General features: G+C 39.8%; 18 protein-coding genes and 1 riboswitch. Of the genes, 13 read left to right on the top strand and 5 right to left on the bottom strand.

Annotated features, from left to right (window positions below; translation table 11 throughout):
- Positions 1-3 precede the first annotated feature (3 nt).
- From BMMGA3_RS09145 to BMMGA3_RS09130, 4 genes are read right to left on the bottom strand one after another with little or no spacing between them, the layout of a single operon-like run.
- Positions 4-606, bottom strand: coding sequence for a response regulator transcription factor (locus BMMGA3_RS09145; RefSeq protein ID WP_004434650.1), 603 nt, complete (start codon positions 604-606; stop codon positions 4-6).
- The gene (locus BMMGA3_RS09140) at positions 603-1,754 is read right to left on the bottom strand and encodes a sensor histidine kinase (RefSeq protein WP_004434647.1); all 1,152 of its coding nucleotides are present in this window, start codon (positions 1,752-1,754) and stop codon (positions 603-605) included. Before BMMGA3_RS09140 ends, BMMGA3_RS09145 begins: the two co-directional genes overlap by 4 nt.
- A 7-nt stretch (positions 1,755-1,761) precedes the next feature.
- Positions 1,762-2,499, bottom strand: coding sequence for an ABC transporter permease (locus tag BMMGA3_RS09135; protein WP_004434645.1), 738 nt, complete (start codon positions 2,497-2,499; stop codon positions 1,762-1,764).
- Complete coding sequence (locus BMMGA3_RS09130) at positions 2,499-3,404, bottom strand: ABC transporter ATP-binding protein (RefSeq protein ID WP_004434643.1); 906 nt, start codon at positions 3,402-3,404, stop codon at positions 2,499-2,501. Before BMMGA3_RS09130 ends, BMMGA3_RS09135 begins: the two co-directional genes overlap by 1 nt.
- A 213-nt stretch (positions 3,405-3,617) precedes the next feature.
- A riboswitch (TPP riboswitch) is annotated at positions 3,618-3,727 on the top strand.
- 98 nt (positions 3,728-3,825) lie between these two features.
- On the opposite strand from BMMGA3_RS09130, the gene BMMGA3_RS09125 reads away from it, so the two are divergent.
- From BMMGA3_RS09125 to BMMGA3_RS09080, 10 genes are all read left to right on the top strand, one after another.
- Positions 3,826-4,836, top strand: coding sequence for an ABC transporter substrate-binding protein (locus BMMGA3_RS09125; protein ID WP_004434641.1), 1,011 nt, complete (start codon positions 3,826-3,828; stop codon positions 4,834-4,836).
- A gap of 12 nt (positions 4,837-4,848) precedes the next feature.
- Positions 4,849-5,142: a thiamine-binding protein gene (locus tag BMMGA3_RS09120; protein ID WP_004434638.1), complete on the top strand. Its 294-nt coding sequence runs from the start codon at positions 4,849-4,851 to the stop codon at positions 5,140-5,142.
- Positions 5,139-5,906: an ABC transporter permease gene (locus tag BMMGA3_RS09115; protein ID WP_004434637.1), complete on the top strand. Its 768-nt coding sequence runs from the start codon at positions 5,139-5,141 to the stop codon at positions 5,904-5,906. The genes BMMGA3_RS09120 and BMMGA3_RS09115 overlap by 4 nt, the downstream gene beginning before the upstream one ends.
- Positions 5,903-6,643 carry an ABC transporter ATP-binding protein gene (locus tag BMMGA3_RS09110; protein ID WP_004434630.1) on the top strand — a complete coding sequence of 247 codons (741 nt, stop codon included), beginning with the start codon at positions 5,903-5,905 and terminating at the stop codon, positions 6,641-6,643. The genes BMMGA3_RS09115 and BMMGA3_RS09110 overlap by 4 nt, the downstream gene beginning before the upstream one ends.
- Entirely contained in the window at positions 6,643-7,416 is a 774-nt protein-coding gene (locus tag BMMGA3_RS09105) for a TatD family hydrolase (RefSeq protein ID WP_004434627.1), read from the top strand. The genes BMMGA3_RS09110 and BMMGA3_RS09105 overlap by 1 nt, the downstream gene beginning before the upstream one ends.
- Positions 7,417-7,527: 111 nt before the next feature.
- Entirely contained in the window at positions 7,528-8,277 is a 750-nt protein-coding gene (locus BMMGA3_RS09100) for a Cof-type HAD-IIB family hydrolase (protein WP_004434626.1), read from the top strand.
- 321 nt (positions 8,278-8,598) lie between these two features.
- Entirely contained in the window at positions 8,599-8,790 is a 192-nt protein-coding gene (locus tag BMMGA3_RS09095; protein ID WP_004434623.1) for a hypothetical protein, read from the top strand.
- Between the two features lie 359 nt (positions 8,791-9,149).
- Positions 9,150-10,133: a Gfo/Idh/MocA family protein gene (locus BMMGA3_RS09090; protein ID WP_004434620.1), complete on the top strand. Its 984-nt coding sequence runs from the start codon at positions 9,150-9,152 to the stop codon at positions 10,131-10,133.
- 176 nt (positions 10,134-10,309) lie between these two features.
- The gene (locus BMMGA3_RS09085) at positions 10,310-11,938 is read left to right on the top strand and encodes an MDR family MFS transporter (protein ID WP_004434617.1); all 1,629 of its coding nucleotides are present in this window, start codon (positions 10,310-10,312) and stop codon (positions 11,936-11,938) included.
- A 201-nt stretch (positions 11,939-12,139) separates the two neighbouring features.
- The gene (locus tag BMMGA3_RS09080) at positions 12,140-13,057 is read left to right on the top strand and encodes an MBL fold metallo-hydrolase (protein ID WP_004434615.1); all 918 of its coding nucleotides are present in this window, start codon (positions 12,140-12,142) and stop codon (positions 13,055-13,057) included.
- A gap of 125 nt (positions 13,058-13,182) precedes the next feature.
- On the opposite strand, the gene BMMGA3_RS09075 is transcribed toward BMMGA3_RS09080, so the two are convergent.
- Positions 13,183-13,485 (bottom strand): AbrB/MazE/SpoVT family DNA-binding domain-containing protein, encoded by a 303-nt coding sequence (locus tag BMMGA3_RS09075; protein WP_004434614.1) that lies wholly within the window; start codon positions 13,483-13,485, stop codon positions 13,183-13,185.
- A 392-nt stretch (positions 13,486-13,877) separates the two neighbouring features.
- Here BMMGA3_RS09075 and BMMGA3_RS09070 point away from each other — a divergent pair, with 392 nt between their 5' ends.
- The 3 genes from BMMGA3_RS09070 to BMMGA3_RS09060 are packed head-to-tail and all read left to right on the top strand — an operon-like array spanning position 13,878 to position 16,050.
- Positions 13,878-14,333, top strand: coding sequence for a PTS sugar transporter subunit IIA (locus BMMGA3_RS09070; RefSeq protein ID WP_004434613.1), 456 nt, complete (start codon positions 13,878-13,880; stop codon positions 14,331-14,333).
- 41 nt (positions 14,334-14,374) lie between these two features.
- Positions 14,375-14,656 carry a PTS sugar transporter subunit IIB gene (locus BMMGA3_RS09065; protein WP_004434612.1) on the top strand — a complete coding sequence of 94 codons (282 nt, stop codon included), beginning with the start codon at positions 14,375-14,377 and terminating at the stop codon, positions 14,654-14,656.
- Positions 14,657-14,679: 23 nt separating this feature from the next.
- A complete protein-coding gene (locus BMMGA3_RS09060; protein WP_004434610.1) occupies positions 14,680-16,050 on the top strand; it encodes a PTS ascorbate transporter subunit IIC in 1,371 nt (456 codons plus the stop codon).
- The last annotated feature ends 22 nt before the right edge of the window (positions 16,051-16,072 follow it).

Below are 16,072 nucleotides of genomic sequence, written 5' to 3'. Positions count from 1 at the left end.
AGCCTAAATCCACCCTTTTTTCTTAGCAATACTGACTGCATCCATTCGGTTTTTTGCATTCAATTTTTGAATGATTTCAGAGATATAGTTTCGGACTGTTCCCGATGATAAATAGAGCATGGCCGTAATTTCTTTTGTGGTTTTTCCTTCAGCAGCCAGCCGCAAAATTTCCTGTTCTCTTTGGCTGAGCGGGTTTTCTTCCCGGATTGCATCAAACGTTAGCTCTGGACTGAAAACTCGCTTTCCGGCCATTACTTTTCGAATGGCATCAGCCAGTTCCTCGATTGAACCATCCTTCAGTAAATAACCATGAACCCCGATTTTCAGCGCCCGTTCAAAATAACCGGGACGGGCAAAAGTTGTTAGAATGATCACTTTGCAGGAAACTGAGCGTTTGGCCAATTCTTCCGCGACTTCTAGCCCGTTTTTCACCGGCATCTCAATATCTATTAGACACACATCAGGCTTAAGCGACAGAATGGAATGAAGGGCTTCCTCTCCATTCAATGCTTGGCCGATTACTTTCATATCGTCTTCAAGATCGAGCAATGACCCCAATGCTCCGAGAAGCATCCGCTGATCTTCGGCAATAAAAAGGCGTATCATAATGCCGCACCTTCTTTCTCAGCTTTCTGTATAATCGGGACGGTCATTTCCAGTACGGTTCCGTTATGATTAAAAAGAAAAAGAGTCCCGTCAATTAGATCAAGCCGTTCTTTGATTCCATTTAACCCATTTCCATAAGAATGATGATCAGCCATACCAATGCCATCGTCCTTTATGATCACTTTAAAATGATCAGAAGTCCGATAAATGGAAATGAAGCAATTTTTTGCGCGGCTGTGCTTTACGACATTCGTTGCTGCTTCTCGCAAACACAAACTCATGATGTTTTGCGTAAAAGGGGAAATCTCTGCAAAATCGTCTTCCCCATTGTAATGATAATCAATTCCCGCGGCTTTTAAAAATTGTTGGATTTGCAAAAGTTCTTCCGCAATGGTGGCAGCTCTCATGTCGGAAACAAGCTCGCGCACTTGTTTTAGTGCAGCACGGGAGGTGACCTCCATTTCCTTTGCCTCGATCCGGGCTCGCTCTGGATCAATCGCCGTTAACCTTTGGACAAGCTGGCTTTTTAATGTAAGGAGAGACAACGTATGACCGAGCGTATCATGAAGGTCGCGGGCAATGCGCAGCCGTTCCTCGCGCTTCACCAATTCTTTAATTTGCTGGTTGGCTTGATCGAGCTGTTTCTCCAGTTCCATTCGTTTATTCATGGAACGGATCCCATAAGGCGAGATGAACATAATGATCAAAAATGGAACAAAATAAAGTAATTCTTTTGTTGAAATGTCAAGCTTAGAAAAAATCAAATGATAACACAAAGGAACTAATTCAACGAAAATTAAACTGATGATTCCCCACTTAAACATCCTTTTGTCTTTGTACCAGCCGATAAAATTTGCCGGAAAAAAACCTAAAAACAAAAAATTTAGGTTATAGAACATGCTGAAAATGAAAATGATCAACAGCTGCAGAGCAAGCCAGGTGGAAAAGCTCAGTCTTTCAGCCGCAAAATACAGCTGGCGGTATGTTACTAAAAAAAGGCAGACCATTCCATAGCCAATCACCTGTTTCAACCTTGTTTCACTCATTAAATAATAGATTGGAAACAAGATATAAATAAGAAAGATATAAGGAAAAAAGCCATACCGCCTTGGAAAAATCGAAATTTGTCTGCCCTTAAAGTTAAGCATACCTTTCTCACACCGCTTCTTGTTTTCTTCTAATATATTTAGATAGTATCATGAACAGGAACAAATAGGATACTAATATCAGAAAATTCTTCCACTCAGGCATTCCCCCGCGAACAATTTCCCACGCACCGTTGCCAAAATTATACGAAGGCAGCCATTTTCCAATGTTTTGCATCAATTTTGGCATAATTTCTAGAGGCATCCACAATCCGCCGGAAACTGCTAATACCATATAAAGTACATTGCTGATGGCGGCTGCCGTTTCTACTTTTTTCATTAAGCCGATTAATGTACCTAATGCTAAAAAAGGTGCCGAGCCAATTAAAATCCAAATGCCGCTCATGATCCATTCAATTGGAGTTAAGGAAACGCTATTGATAATGGCTCCGGCCGTAAAAATAACTGTAATTGAAAGAACATGTATGACGCTTTGGCCGATCATTTGCGCGGCAAAATAAACGCTGTCAGATAGCGGTGTAATGCGGATAAACTTGGACCAGCCTTTGGATCGTTCTTGAACGATGCGTATGCCGAGCGTCATCATCGAAGAACCCATGACACTAAAAACCGTCATCGACATTAAATAATGTGCTTGCCAAAGGGCTTTGTCGGGTACATTCGTATTCACGACATTTGTAAAAATGTAATAGAAAACAATTGGCATCGCCAATGACCAAAAAAGGAAGTAACGATTCCGCAATACCCTTAATATCTCTGTTTTGCATTGTAATAGTAGTACCTTCATTATTTTATTGCCTCCTTATGTTCGGCGGTTAGTTCTTCAAATGCCTCTTCCAGCTTTCCACGTTCAATTTCGATATCACGAGCTCCGATTTTCTCTAGAAAAAGAAGTTCTAATACTTTATCGGTGTCATCGGTTTGGACAATAACCCGGCCATCTTTCCGAAAAATATTGTCGATGACAGGATGTTTATACAAACTTTCGAGAGACTTTGCTGGATCGACTACAAAAGAAACAGACTTCTTTGAAATCCGTGATTTTATTTCGGATGGTGTTCCGTCCGCAATAATCCTGCCTTCATTAAACAGCAAGATTCGCTGTGCGACATCATCCGCTTCTTGAAGATAATGGGTTGTAAAAATAATGGTCTTCCCTTGGCCGGCGAGTTTTTCAACTGTTTGCCAAAATCGATTTCTTGATGTAATATCCATCCCAACTGTCGGCTCGTCAAAAATAATAAGCTCTGGATTTCCGGCAAGCGCTAAGGCAAAGTTCAGCCGGCGCTTCTGTCCGCCAGATAACTTTTCTGCCATTGTTTTTAGGTCCTGTTCCGTCAACCCGGTTAACGTAATGAGTTCCTGTAATGGCAGCGGATGAGGATAATAACTTCGGATTAATTCCAGCAATTCCTTTACCTTTAAGCCCTCTATGACACTGACTTCCTGCAGCATTGTGCCAATTTTCTCACGGACGCTTTTTTCCTGCGGGAGCAGGCCAAATAAACGAATTTCTCCTGAAGTTGGCTTTAACAGCCCCAGCATCATTGAGATGGTCGTTGTTTTCCCAGCGCCGTTCGGGCCAAGAATTGCTACAACCTCACCTTTCCTGATGGAAAAGGATACATCATTCACTGCTGTTTTATTATGAAAGGTTTTAGTTACATTTTTTACACTCACTATTTCATTCATATCAAGCAGCACCTCCTAATTTCTGATTTCATTGTATAATGCCGGAAATCCATTTTTTAGTCAGAAATGTCATAAAAATCAGATGACAAATGTCATATTGTTAACCGCAACGATGACTGCTCCTGCAACATATTACCGCTTTAAAGCAAAAAGGGGGCCTGGCCCCATTTCTATTGATCTGCTATAATTGTTTTGGCATTAATAATTTCATAGCAAGAAATGTAGGGGGATCGGTGTTGCCGGTTGAGATTTCATCCGTAAGATGATGACCCTTAGAACCTGAACTGGTTCAGACCAGCGTAGGGAACATGATTTTTTTTACAGATTAAATGATTGTTCGTTTGCACGCTCAGGTTCTGACCTGGGCGCTTTTATTTTACGCCCGGGCATGCTAATAAAATTACATAAGGGGGAAGCATAAATGAAAAAATGGCTTGCTTTGCTTTTTTCAGCCATGCTCTTAACGGGATGCAGCACAGCAAAGAATGACTCTTCATCAAAGAACGCTGCATCGTCAGACAAAAAACAAAAATCACTGCAAAAAGTTTCGGTCGTGCTTGATTGGACACCGAACACAAATCATACCGGATTATATGTAGCGAAAGAAAAAGGCTACTTCAAACAGGAAGGACTTGATGTTAACATCGTGAAGCCGGGTGAGACTGGAGCTGATCAGCTTGTGGCATCCGGAAAAGCTGAATTTGGTGTCGGCTACCAGGAAGGAATTACACAGGCGCGCATCCAAGGAGTTCCGATCGTGTCGATTGCAGCGATCATACAGCACAACACTTCCGGATTTGCATCGCCGGTTGAAAAAAATATCAAATCACCAAAGGATTTCGAAGGAAAGACTTACGGCGGCTGGGGCTCACCAGTAGAAAAATCGGTGATCAGCTCGTTAATGAAAAAAGAAAATGCTGATGTTAAGAAGGTAAAGTTTGTGAACATAGGACAAACAGATTTCTTTACCGCTGTGAAAAAGAACATTGATTTTGCCTGGATTTATTATGGATGGACAGGTATTGAAGCAGAGCTTCGCGGCGAGAAATTGAATATGGTGTATTTAACCGATTACTCCAAAAAGCTCGACTATTACACACCAGTATTAACCACAAGCGAACAAATGATTTCGAAAAAACCTGAGATTGTAAAAGCATTTGTTCGAGCTGCCTCAAAGGGCTATCAATTTGCAATTAAACACCCAAATGAAGCAGCAGATATTTTAATTAAAGCGGAGCCAGATCTCGATCCAAAACTTGTGAAAAAGAGCCAAGAATGGCTGGCATCAAAATATCAGGCTGATGCGCCAAGATGGGGCGAACAAAAGCTTGAAGTATGGGAAAATTATGCGTCCTGGATGTATGAAAATGGTTTATTGGACAAAAAGCTTGATGCCAAAAAAGCTTTCACCAATGAATTTTTGCCGAAATAGGGAGGTAACAAAATGGCTAGCGCGCTGGTAAGTATTCAAATTTTGCCAAAGACAAAAGACGGGGAAGATGTGATTCCGTATGTGGATGAAGCGATAAAGGTTATTCATGAATCAGGGGTTCAATATGAGGTGCACCCTCTCGAAACAACAATGGAAGGCGAACTGGACCAGCTATTAAAAGTGATCAAAGATATGAATGACCGGATGATTGAAATGGGCAGCAAAAATGTCATCTCTCAAGTAAAAATTTTATATCAGCCAGAGGGAATTTCAATGAATCAACTGACGGAGAAGTACCGGCAATGAGAGAAGCAATCATAAAAGGATGGAGACCGCTACTGGTTCTCCTCCTTTTCTTTCTCATTTGGGAAGCAGGAGTAAGATTGGCTGGAACTCCTGAATGGCTTCTTCCTGCTCCATCTAAAATTGTGGCAGAAGGCGCAGCTGGCTGGTCCGAATTTTATCCAGACGCATTGTCAACGATTAAAATCGCACTTCTCGGCTTTGCAGTAGGGACAGGAGTTGGCATTCTCACGGCCATCATTTTGCATCTTGTTTCATTCCTTCGGTCGTCTGTTTATCCGCTGCTCATTTTATCGCAAAATATACCGATTATTGTACTCGCGCCGCTACTTGTTATCTGGTTTGGGTTCGGATTGCTGCCTAAAATCATCGTTATCACGCTTGTCTGTTTTTTCCCAATCACAGTCGCTGCTCTGGACGGTTTCAGGCAAACTCCACAGGAACTCAAGCATTACATGATGATGGCTGGTGCCACGAAACAGCAGCTTTTTTGGAAACTGGAGTGGCCGTATTCGCTTCCGTCGATATTTTCCGGATTAAAAATCTCTGCGACATATAGTGTCATGGGGGCAGTCATTTCCGAATGGCTTGGCGCAGATAAAGGGATTGGCGTTTACATGACGCTTGCATCCTCCTCGTTCCGCACTGACCGTGTATTTGTCGCGATTTTTACAATCATGTTCCTAAGCCTGCTGTTTTTCCTGCTGATCGTTTTGGCTGAACGGCGAATGGTCCGTTGGCAGGGGAAGGGAGATGATCAAAGATGAGTCATCTGAATGTAAAAGAAGTTTCAAAACGATTTGGCACAAACGATATTATTCGGGATCTTTCCTTTCAAGTGGAAAAAGAAGAATTTGTTTCAATCATCGGTCCGTCGGGCAGCGGGAAAAGCACGATTTTTCATATGATCGGCGGAATCATCGAACCTGATGAGGGAACGATACAGCTTGAAAATAAAACGATCAATGGCAAAAGGGGAGAAATCAGCTATATGCCGCAAACCCCGTCGCTTTTTCCGTGGAGAACCGTTCTAGAAAACACAGTGCTCAGCCAAGAATTAAAAGGGAAACCGGACAAAGAAAAAGCAAAGGAAATGCTGGAGAAAGCAGGATTAGCTCCTTATTTGAATTCATATCCTCATGAACTATCCGGCGGTATGAAGCAGAGGGTTGCCTTCATACGCGCTTTATTAAGCCCCCAATCCTTGATTTGCCTTGATGAACCGTTTTCGGCGCTTGATGAACTGACAAGGCTTAACATGCAAAAATGGCTTCTGTCGATCTGGGAGGAAAACCGAAAAACGATATTATTTGTAACTCATAACATTGATGAAGCGTTGTTTTTATCTGATAGGATCATCGTACTGTCAAATAAACCGGCGAAAGTGAAAGCTGAATTTCAAATTCCTTTTTCTCGGCCACGAGATGAAAGAATAATGCTTACAGACGATTTTCTAAAATGGAAAAGGGAGGTTTTCTACACATTGCAGGGGGAGCAGCCGTGATGGAAAAAATGATTGATGCCCATATTCATCTTGACCTTTATGAAAAAGTTGAAATGAAAGAAATCATTGAAAACTCAGCGTTTCTTGAAGCGCTTATTTCTGTGTCATTCCATCTCGAATCATGCAAAACCAATCTCCTGCTTTCGGAAAAATACGACAAAGTCAAACCTGCTTTCGGTTTTCATCCGGAGCAGCCGCTTCCCAATGAAAACGAGATTGAAAAACTTGTATGCTGGATGAATGATCACAAAAGAGAGATGACTGCCGTAGGTGAGGTAGGACTCCCTTATTATTTGCGAAGTGAACAGAAAGTTACACCATACCAATTCGGACAGTATATCGAACTTTTGGAACAGTTTATTAAATTGGCGAAAGAGTGGGAAAAACCGATTGTTTTGCATGCTGTATATGACGATGCGCCAATGGCCTGTGATCTGCTTGAAAAGCATTCGATAGAAAAAGTTCATTTTCATTGGTTTAAAGGCGACGGCAAAACGATTGAGAGAATGATCGCCAATGGTTATTTTATTTCCGTAACGCCTGATGTTGTTTATGAACAAGAGATTCAACAGATAGTTAATGCTTATCCGCTGGAACGAATCATGATTGAAACGGATGGTCCATGGCCGTTTGAAGGCCCTTTTAAAGGTAAAATGACTCATCCGGCAATGATGGCAGAATCCGTGAAGCAAATAGCGAAAATCAAAAAAATTCCGGTCACAGACGTGTTTCGCCAAGTGCGGAAAAATGCAGAAACATTTTTTTGCATATAAAATGGTGTACAATAAAGAATGATTGAAGAGATCAATTGCCATTCTTTTTAATTTTTGAAGGATTATCATTTGAATCCAGTACAGAACGAACAAATGGCGGGAGGCAGAAATATGGGAGAGAAAGATTTGGATATTAAGTTGATTGCACTTGATATGGATGGGACTTTGCTTAATGAAAAGTGTGAAGTGCCTGAAGAGAATCGAGAAGCAATAAAAGAAGCAATGGAAAAAGGAATTCATGTTGTGCTCAGTACGGGAAGAAGTTTGTTGACATGCCGCGACTACGCCCAGTCGCTGGAACTATCTTCTTATCTCATTACGGTGAACGGAAGTGAAATTTGGGGGCCTGACGGCGAAATTGTTGAAAGAAACTTAATTGATTCCGAATTGATCAAGTGGCTATGGGACCTTTCACAAACATATAAAACATACTTTTGGGCTGTAAGTACAGACAAAGTTTACAGCAGGGAGCTTAGCCCTGAGCAGATTGCCGCATCAAAATGGCTGAAATTCGGCTTTGATGTAGAAGATGACAATGTCCGTGAAATAATTTTAAACGAATTGAAAGCAATGGGCAAATTCGAAATAAGCAATTCAAGCCACACCAACATCGAAGTTAATCCAATTGGTATTAACAAAGCAAAAGCGATTCGCAAAGTATGCGATTTTCTAGGTATTTCAATGGATCATGTAATGGCATGCGGCGACAGTTTAAACGATATTGCAATGATAAAAGAAGCAGGTTTGGGAATTGCAATGGGAAATGCCCAGGATATCGTCAAAGAAGCAGCCGATTATATAACTGAAACAAATGAAGAAGCCGGCGTAGCTAAAGCAATCCGGAAGTGGGCATTGAATTAAGCCTTCAATAGAACAGAAAAAAATGACGGGGCTGACTGATAAGGGTCTGACTCCCTTCAACAATGACAATAGATAGAATGGTTTTCTATATGTTTGTCCTTAGGAGGGGACTGACCCATTCACATTTTTTAAAAGTTATTGAACAAATTTTGACAAATGTATGAACTATGTTAAATCCAGGAATGAATGCCTTTACTTAAATGTATTCCTTACTTATAATGGCAATCAGGGAAGAATAGGCATGGGGATTTACCCTAATAAAACAAAGTAAAAGAACTATTTTCCCGTCCCATAGGATCAGTTATTAGGGAGGCATAAAGCATGTACTTCGTTTATACATTTATGCTGGTTGCTGCAATGGTAGTTTTGTTTTTTTGCGGTTACTATGTAGCAGAAATAAAAGAAAAATACGGCAAAAATTTATTAATGCTCGTTCCGATCACAATTGCAATGTTTATGTTTCACTTAATTTGGGCGCTGTTAGAAATGTCTAAATCCGGCCGCTGGAACTAAGGCACTTTTCACATACCTTTAATACTATTATAAAGATAAAAACGTTTCCCTCGATAGGAAACAAAGAAATCGATAGGTTCTCAATTTGCTTATGAATGCACGTGTCATCTGATGTGGAAACCACACCAAGCAACTGGTGGATTTCTGAAAAAGATCATAAAATATACTTACAATAGAAAGGCTCCGGGAAATCCGAAGCTTTTTTTGTTTGTAGTGATTGCCGAATCATTTTGAGAGATGGATAATTCTCAAGATGAAGGCACCCTTTTATATGGAAAAATCACTGTCATACTGTTACTATGAAGTTGAAAAATTTTTCAGATGAACCATTTTTGACTTCATTTAAAGGGGGAAACATTTTGATACGATTTGGGGTTATCGGAACGAACTGGATCACTGATGAATTTCTAAAGGGAGCAAAAGAAATAGATGATTTTGCATTAACGGCTGTTTATTCAAGAACAAAAGAACGGGCCGATGAATTTGCTTCAAAGCATGGAGCACAATACACATTCACGGATCACAAAGAGATGGCGAAAAGCAATCATATTGATGCCGTCTACATTGCAAGTCCAAATTCATTTCATGCTGAACAAGCGATTATTTATATGAATGAAGGGAAACATGTGCTGTGTGAAAAACCGATGGCATCGAATGCGGCGGAAGTGAAAAAAATGGTTGAGGCAGCAAAGGCTAACAACGTCTTATTAATGGAAGCATTAAAATCGACTCTCCTTCCGAACTTTAAAGCGATTCAAGAAAACTTACATAAGATTGGAACAATCCGCAGGTTTTTTGTAAATTTCTGCCAGTATTCTTCCCGCTATGATGCTTATAAACAAGGCACGATTCTTAATGCATTCAATCCGGCTTTTTCAAACGGAGCATTAATGGATATTGGCGTTTACTGCATATATTCCGCCATTGTTCTGTTTGGAAAACCGCTCAGTGTAAAGGCGAACGGGCTTATTCTTGAATCGGGAGTCGATGGAGAAGGAAGCATCCTTATGAAATATGAAGACAAAGAAGCAGTCATCATGTTTTCAAAAATCACTGATTCATTTATTCCGTCTGAAATACAAGGTGAAAATGGAAGCATCATTATTGATAAAATAGATACACCGAAAAATGTGAAAATCCATTATAGGGACGGAACGATCGAAGACATTTCCCAGCCCCAGAGACATTCAATGTATTATGAAACAAAAGAATTTATCAGATTAATTCAAAAAGGAGAAATAGAATCTTCAACAAATTCATTAGCGAATTCATTAGCCGTGATGGAAGTGATGGACGAAGCACGTAAACAAATTGGCATCGTATTTCCAGCAGACCAAAATTAAAACTATAAGGGAAATCCATCCAATTTAATACTGGATGGATTTTTTTATTGACAAGTTAGAAATAAGGAATTATATTTACTAATACTTAACAAAGTGAAATATTCATATATTAAAAGAATATTGGCAATATTATTGCTTATAAATCATAGGCAAAAGAAATTGGGGTGGAATACTGGATGGAGCATTTAAGTCATAAGGAAAAAATCGCCATTATGATTGCGGTTATTGCAGCGATGTTTTTTGCTGCTGTTAATCAGACGATCGTCGGCAATGCTTTGCCAAAAATCATTTCCGAATTGGGAGGACTTGATTATTACAGTTGGGTTTTTACTATTTATATGCTTACAAGTTCCATTACGACGATTTTAGTTGGAAAACTGTCCGATATGTATGGAAGAAAGCCATTTCTTCTTATTGGAATCATCATTTTTTCAATCGGTGCCTTTCTTGCCGGAACGTCATCTACCATTTTTCAATTGATTACATACCGGGGTATTCAAGGAATGGGTGCCGGAATGATCATGTCAACAGCGTTTACTGCGGTTGGAGATTTGTTTGCACCGAGAGAACGTGGAAGATGGCAAGGGGCGATGAGTGCCGCATTTGGGATATCTAGTGTCTTTGGACCGACACTTGGAGGCTATATTGTTGATAATCTTGAGTGGAAATGGGTTTTCTGGGTATTCTTGCCGCTTGGAATTGTTGCTCTTGCACTCATTTGGAAATTGTTCCCTAAAGTTCAAAAAAAATCCGGTGAGAGCGTTGATTATGTGGGTTCTCTCATATTAACCGCAACGATCGTGTTCGCTTTGCTCGGTTTTTCCTGGGCTGGAACAAAATATGATTGGGATTCTTGGCAAATACTTGGACTGTTCGGAGGGGCGATTATTTGCCTTATCATTTTTATCCTGTTTGAAAGAAAAGCCAAAAGTCCAATCTTGCCTCTGAACTTGTTCAAGAATGACATTTTTACCATCTCTAATGCGATCTGTTTTGTAATTGGGGTGTCGATGTTTGGCGGAGTTATGTACGTTCCTTACTTTATTCAAGGTGTACTTGGTTTTTCTGCCACACACTCTAGCTTTCTAACAATGACGATGACCTTGGGGCTTGTATTTGCAAGTGCCATCGGAGGTCAAATCATTACGAGAACAGGAAAATACAAAATTCAAGCCATTGTAGGCCTATGTATTTCGAGTTTAGGATTATATTTGCTTTCGACAATGGATATGAGCACTTCACAATATACGCTTGTGTCATACCTCATTCTGGTCGGGTTTGGACTAGGGATTGGATTGACTGTTTTTACATTGACCGTTCAAAATGCGGTAGATCAGAGCTTGCTTGGGGTGGCAACGGCCTCATCTCAGCTGTTCCGTTCAGTTGGGGGAACGGTTGGAGTTGCGATCATGGGTACATTATTGAATTCTCGTATGAAGGATAAGATGGAAACGATGACGCAAAACAATGAAACAAATCATATGGCTGTTTCACCAGAACTCGCAGGCAAAATGAAATCATTACAAAATCCTAGGTTGTTACTGGACCACGAAAAATTAGGCCAAGTGAAAAGCATGCTTCCGAAAGAAGTGGTTCCACTTTTTGAAAACATTATCCATTCGTTGCAGGAAGCCTTAACGTACGCACTTTCAGGAGTTTTCCTTTTTGTAACGTTTACCATGCTGCTAGCAGTGCTGCTGACTTTCTTTTTAAAGGAAATTCCGTTAAGAAGTGCTGCTGACAGTTCTGTAAACGTGAAACAGCGCAGGGCAGTAACGGGAAAGTTAAGTAAAAGTGAAAGTTAATTATTACCATAATATTAGGGCGGCATTATTTTAAAAATAGTGCGCCCTTTTTTAGAGACAACAACTTTCTCCACATAAAACAAATAATTTGAAAGAATCTCATCCGTTACATGAAGCGTTGATTTTGTCAAAAGAGATTTGCAGTTTTAATATATTGGTAGATATTTAGAAAAACAATGTAAGTTTAAGAGGAGACACACGATGAAAAGGGTCCGCTATCAAAATTATGATCATGTACAAACGACAAAGTCATTTTCAGATTTGTGGCGCTGGTCAAGAGAGCGGCGGGCGAAGAAAAAGGATTTGTCGGTCCAAATTCCTCAGGCACCAAAAAAAGAAATTGAGAAACTACAGCAAAATCGGACAAAAATGTCGATTACATGGATTGGCCATTCAACTTTTTTTATTCAAATGAATGGGCTTAATATTTTAACCGACCCGGTTTGGGCAAAATGGATGGGCTTCCAAAAACGATTAACAGAACCGGGAATTCCAATTGCCAAATTGCCAGAGATTGATATTGTTGTCATATCGCATGGCCATTATGATCATCTTGATTTCGGTTCGATCCGCAAACTGAAAGGTTCACCTGTCTTTTACGTCCCGATCGGCTTAAAATCTGCTTTTACTCGAAGAGGGTATAAAAATGTCATTGAAGCCAACTGGTGGGATACATTTTCGGATAGAACTCTGTCATTATCATTTGTTCCTGCTCAGCATTGGACAAGACGATCACTTTGTGATACTAACACTTCTCATTGGGGCGGCTGGGTGATAGAAAATGAGGGCCGCTCCGTTTATTTTGCCGGAGATACCGGTTATTTCAGAGGCTTTCAAGAAATTGCAGATCGATTCGAGATTGATATTGTTTTAATGCCGATCGGTGCCTATGAACCGGAATGGTTTATGTCTGTTTCACACATAAACCCGGAAGATGCGATCAAAGCATTTCTCGAGTTGAAAGGCAAAGTGTTTATCCCAATGCACTACGGAGCTTACCGTCTTGCCGATGATACCGGACCGGAAGCACTTGAGCGGATGCAAAAAGAGTGGGACAGACTGAAGCTAGATAAAAATTTGCTAAAAGTATTGGCAATCGGGGAAACCTATTGGCCGTAGAAAATGTTTGAACTAGACTAGTGAAAACAAATGTTGAAGGGTCTGACTCTTAATCAAAGGGTCAGACCCCAATATATTTATAAAAACAATTCTATTAATAGTCATTGCAGGAGGGAGTCAGACCCTTATGAGTCAGTCCCTTGAAATTGTCTGTCATTAAGTAATTGTTGTAAATCATGAAGGAGCATTTGAGCACCTTCAGGGCTTAAAACAATTTTTCCATCAGCAAGAGAAATATTATGATCAGAAACTTCCCCAGTAATCATGCAAGCCCGGTATGGGCTGTACTTCTTCAAAATAATCTTGTCTTCCTCTACGAAAATCTCAAGTGGGTCTTTTTCTTTGATATCGAAAGTATTGCGCAGCTCTTTCGGAATAACAATACGTCCAAGTTCGTCCACTTTCCTTACAACACCGGTTGATTTCATTGTTGGTCCCTCCTTTTATATACATTATTTTAAAAAATTACCATTTATTACTTTAATTATAGATTTGATGTTTAATAGAGTCAACAAAAATGCATGGAGATGTTAAACAAATAGAAAACAAAAAATAGGCTGCCATAGCCGCCTAACGTTCGGTGGAATAAATATGCTTCAAAAAGTATACAAATTAGCTGTATAATTAAATCAATCTAGTAAGGCCAATAATGACACCATCTTAGTGAACGAACTTGATCATCATCTTTTTGGCATTGGGCAATATAGTAAATTGACTAATGGGTTTATTCAACCATTGGAAAAATGCCATTTATTTGACAATAAGACAAACCAATTGACCATTCATTATAAGGCATATGGATTCAAGGGGGAAATGACCAATGTTAAGTGAATTATTAACGAAAGAGACAATTCAATTTGCAAATCAGTTAACCGACTGGGAAGAAGCGATAAAAGAAACAGCCAAACCATTACTTTTGAAAGGGGTGATTGAACCTTCATATATAGATGCCATGATCAATAATGTGAAGACAATGGGTCCATATGTAATTATCGGCCAGGAAATTGCGATCCCACATGCACGTCCTGAAATGGGAGTGAACAAAGTTGGGATGAGTTTTTTGAAACTTGAACATCCAGTGCATTTTTTGAATGATGAAAAGTATCCTGTTTCATTATTATTCTGTATTGCAGCAATTGATCATTCCACACACTTAAAAGCACTTTCTCAATTAACTAAAATGTTAAGCAAAAAAGAAAATGTACAAAAATTGAAAGAATTTACTGACGTTGAAGGGGTTCTCGGCCTCATTAATGAATATTCAAATATTACATAATTAATAGTTCTTAGAGAAGGATGAAATTAGGAGGAATCATAATGAAGATTTTAGCAGTATGCGGCTCAGGCCTGGGAAGCAGTTTTATGTTAGAGATGAATGTTAAAGAAATCCTTAATGAACTTGGGGTTTCGGGTATAGAAGTCAGCCATTCCGATTTAAGCTCTGCCACACCCGATATGGCAGATTTGTTTATTGCGGCAAAAGATATTGCCGAAGGAGCTGCCCACTTAGGTAATGTTGTTGTTATTGACAGCATTATTGATATGGAAGAACTTCGTGAAAAACTGAAGGAAGCACTGCAAGAAAGAGGGGTGCTTTAAGGAATAGAGAGGGGAAACAGGTGATGGGTGAAAGATTTCTTAAAATGATGATGGACATTTTAAGACAGCCAGCAATTCTAATAGCATTAATATCATTAATTGGCCTCGTTCTTCAGAAAAAGCCGGCAAATGAAATTGTAAAAGGAACAACCAAATCGTTCCTCGGATTTCTTGTAATAGCGGCTGGAGCCGGAATACTTGTTGGTTCACTTGAACCATTTGGAAAAATGTTTCAGAAAGCCTTTCATGTTAACGGTGTTGTGCCAGTTAATGAAGCAATTGTTGCTATGGCATTGACGAAATATGGATCTGCTTCAGCTCTCATCATGTTTTTTGGGATGCTGGCTAACATTTTAGTTGCCCGGTTTACCAGATTTAAATATATCTTTTTAACTGGCCACCACACATTATATATGGCTTGTATGATTGCCACCATTCTTTTTTTATCGGGTTTAAAAGGGATATCACTTATAGTTATTGGTTCGATTGCACTTGGTTTAATTATGGCTATTTTTCCAGCTATGGCCCAGCCATTTATGAGAAAAATTGTCGGAAATGACCAAGTTGGTTTCGGCCATTTTTCAACGTTTGGTTATGTCCTGTCAGCTATGATCGGCAAGGTTGTCGGAAAAGGTTCACGCTCTACGGAAAATATTAATTTTCCAAAGGGACTTGGATTCTTACGCGATACATCTGTAACGATTGCTCTAACGATGACGATCTTTTATGTAATTATCGCTCTTTTTGCAGGACCATCCTATGTTGAAAAAGAACTGAGCAATGGGACTCATTATCTTGTATTCTCGGTCATTCAAGCTGTTACGTTTGCAGCAGGTGTATTTGTCATCCTTTCAGGTGTACGTCTTGTTTTAGCAGAAATCGTTCCTGCCTTTAAAGGCATCTCAAGCAAGTTAGTGCCAAACTCAAAACCGGCTCTTGACTGCCCGATCTTATTCCCTTATGCACCAAATGCAGTTTTAATAGGTTTTTTCTGTAGTTTTCTTGGCGGGATTACAGGAATGATTATTCTTGGATCACTAGGGGCTGTTATTGTTTTGCCAGGAATAGTCCCTCACTTCTTTACCGGAGCAACTGCCGGTGTATTCGGAAATGCAACGGGCGGAATCCGCGGGGCAACGATTGGTTCGTTTGCAAACGGACTACTAATTACTTTTCTTCCAGTCTTTTTGCTTCCGGTTTTAGGAGATTTGGGTTTTGCAAACACAACGTTCTCAGACAGTGATTTTGGAGTAATAGGAATTATTCTCGGCAATGTGGCAAATTCTTTTGGGGCAAAAGGCGTTACAATCTTTGTTTTTGGAATATTATTAATTTCCGTTCTATTCAGCTTCTTCAAAAATTCGAAAAACAAAAAAAGCCAAATTCAAGCATAGACCGCTGAAATGTTGTGTCAAA

Origin of the sequence: Bacillus methanolicus MGA3, from assembly GCF_000724485.1 — a bacterium.
In the GTDB taxonomy this organism is placed as follows: domain Bacteria; phylum Bacillota; class Bacilli; order Bacillales; family Cytobacillaceae; genus Bacillus_Z; species Bacillus_Z methanolicus_A.
Note: the sequence above shows the minus strand (reverse complement) of the source record. Positions and strands in the feature narration are given on the sequence as shown.

What these genes read in the sequence shown, in the direction of transcription:
- BMMGA3_RS09145 (WP_004434650.1), bottom strand. Translation starts at nt 606, where the DNA reads ATGATACGCCTTTTTATTGCCGAAGATCAGCGGATGCTTCTCGGAGCA.
- BMMGA3_RS09140 (WP_004434647.1), bottom strand. Translation starts at nt 1,754, where the DNA reads ATGCTTAACTTTAAGGGCAGACAAATTTCGATTTTTCCAAGGCGGTAT.
- BMMGA3_RS09135 (WP_004434645.1), bottom strand. Translation starts at nt 2,499, where the DNA reads ATGAAGGTACTACTATTACAATGCAAAACAGAGATATTAAGGGTATTG.
- BMMGA3_RS09130 (WP_004434643.1), bottom strand. Translation starts at nt 3,404, where the DNA reads ATGAATGAAATAGTGAGTGTAAAAAATGTAACTAAAACCTTTCATAAT.
- BMMGA3_RS09125 (WP_004434641.1), top strand. Translation starts at nt 3,826, where the DNA reads ATGAAAAAATGGCTTGCTTTGCTTTTTTCAGCCATGCTCTTAACGGGA.
- BMMGA3_RS09120 (WP_004434638.1), top strand. Translation starts at nt 4,849, where the DNA reads ATGGCTAGCGCGCTGGTAAGTATTCAAATTTTGCCAAAGACAAAAGAC.
- BMMGA3_RS09115 (WP_004434637.1), top strand. Translation starts at nt 5,139, where the DNA reads ATGAGAGAAGCAATCATAAAAGGATGGAGACCGCTACTGGTTCTCCTC.
- BMMGA3_RS09110 (WP_004434630.1), top strand. Translation starts at nt 5,903, where the DNA reads ATGAGTCATCTGAATGTAAAAGAAGTTTCAAAACGATTTGGCACAAAC.
- BMMGA3_RS09105 (WP_004434627.1), top strand. Translation starts at nt 6,643, where the DNA reads ATGGAAAAAATGATTGATGCCCATATTCATCTTGACCTTTATGAAAAA.
- BMMGA3_RS09100 (WP_004434626.1), top strand. Translation starts at nt 7,528, where the DNA reads ATGGGAGAGAAAGATTTGGATATTAAGTTGATTGCACTTGATATGGAT.
- BMMGA3_RS09095 (WP_004434623.1), top strand. Translation starts at nt 8,599, where the DNA reads ATGTACTTCGTTTATACATTTATGCTGGTTGCTGCAATGGTAGTTTTG.
- BMMGA3_RS09085 (WP_004434617.1), top strand. Translation starts at nt 10,310, where the DNA reads ATGGAGCATTTAAGTCATAAGGAAAAAATCGCCATTATGATTGCGGTT.
- BMMGA3_RS09080 (WP_004434615.1), top strand. Translation starts at nt 12,140, where the DNA reads ATGAAAAGGGTCCGCTATCAAAATTATGATCATGTACAAACGACAAAG.
- BMMGA3_RS09075 (WP_004434614.1), bottom strand. Translation starts at nt 13,485, where the DNA reads ATGAAATCAACCGGTGTTGTAAGGAAAGTGGACGAACTTGGACGTATT.
- BMMGA3_RS09070 (WP_004434613.1), top strand. Translation starts at nt 13,878, where the DNA reads ATGTTAAGTGAATTATTAACGAAAGAGACAATTCAATTTGCAAATCAG.
- BMMGA3_RS09065 (WP_004434612.1), top strand. Translation starts at nt 14,375, where the DNA reads ATGAAGATTTTAGCAGTATGCGGCTCAGGCCTGGGAAGCAGTTTTATG.
- BMMGA3_RS09060 (WP_004434610.1), top strand. Translation starts at nt 14,680, where the DNA reads ATGGGTGAAAGATTTCTTAAAATGATGATGGACATTTTAAGACAGCCA.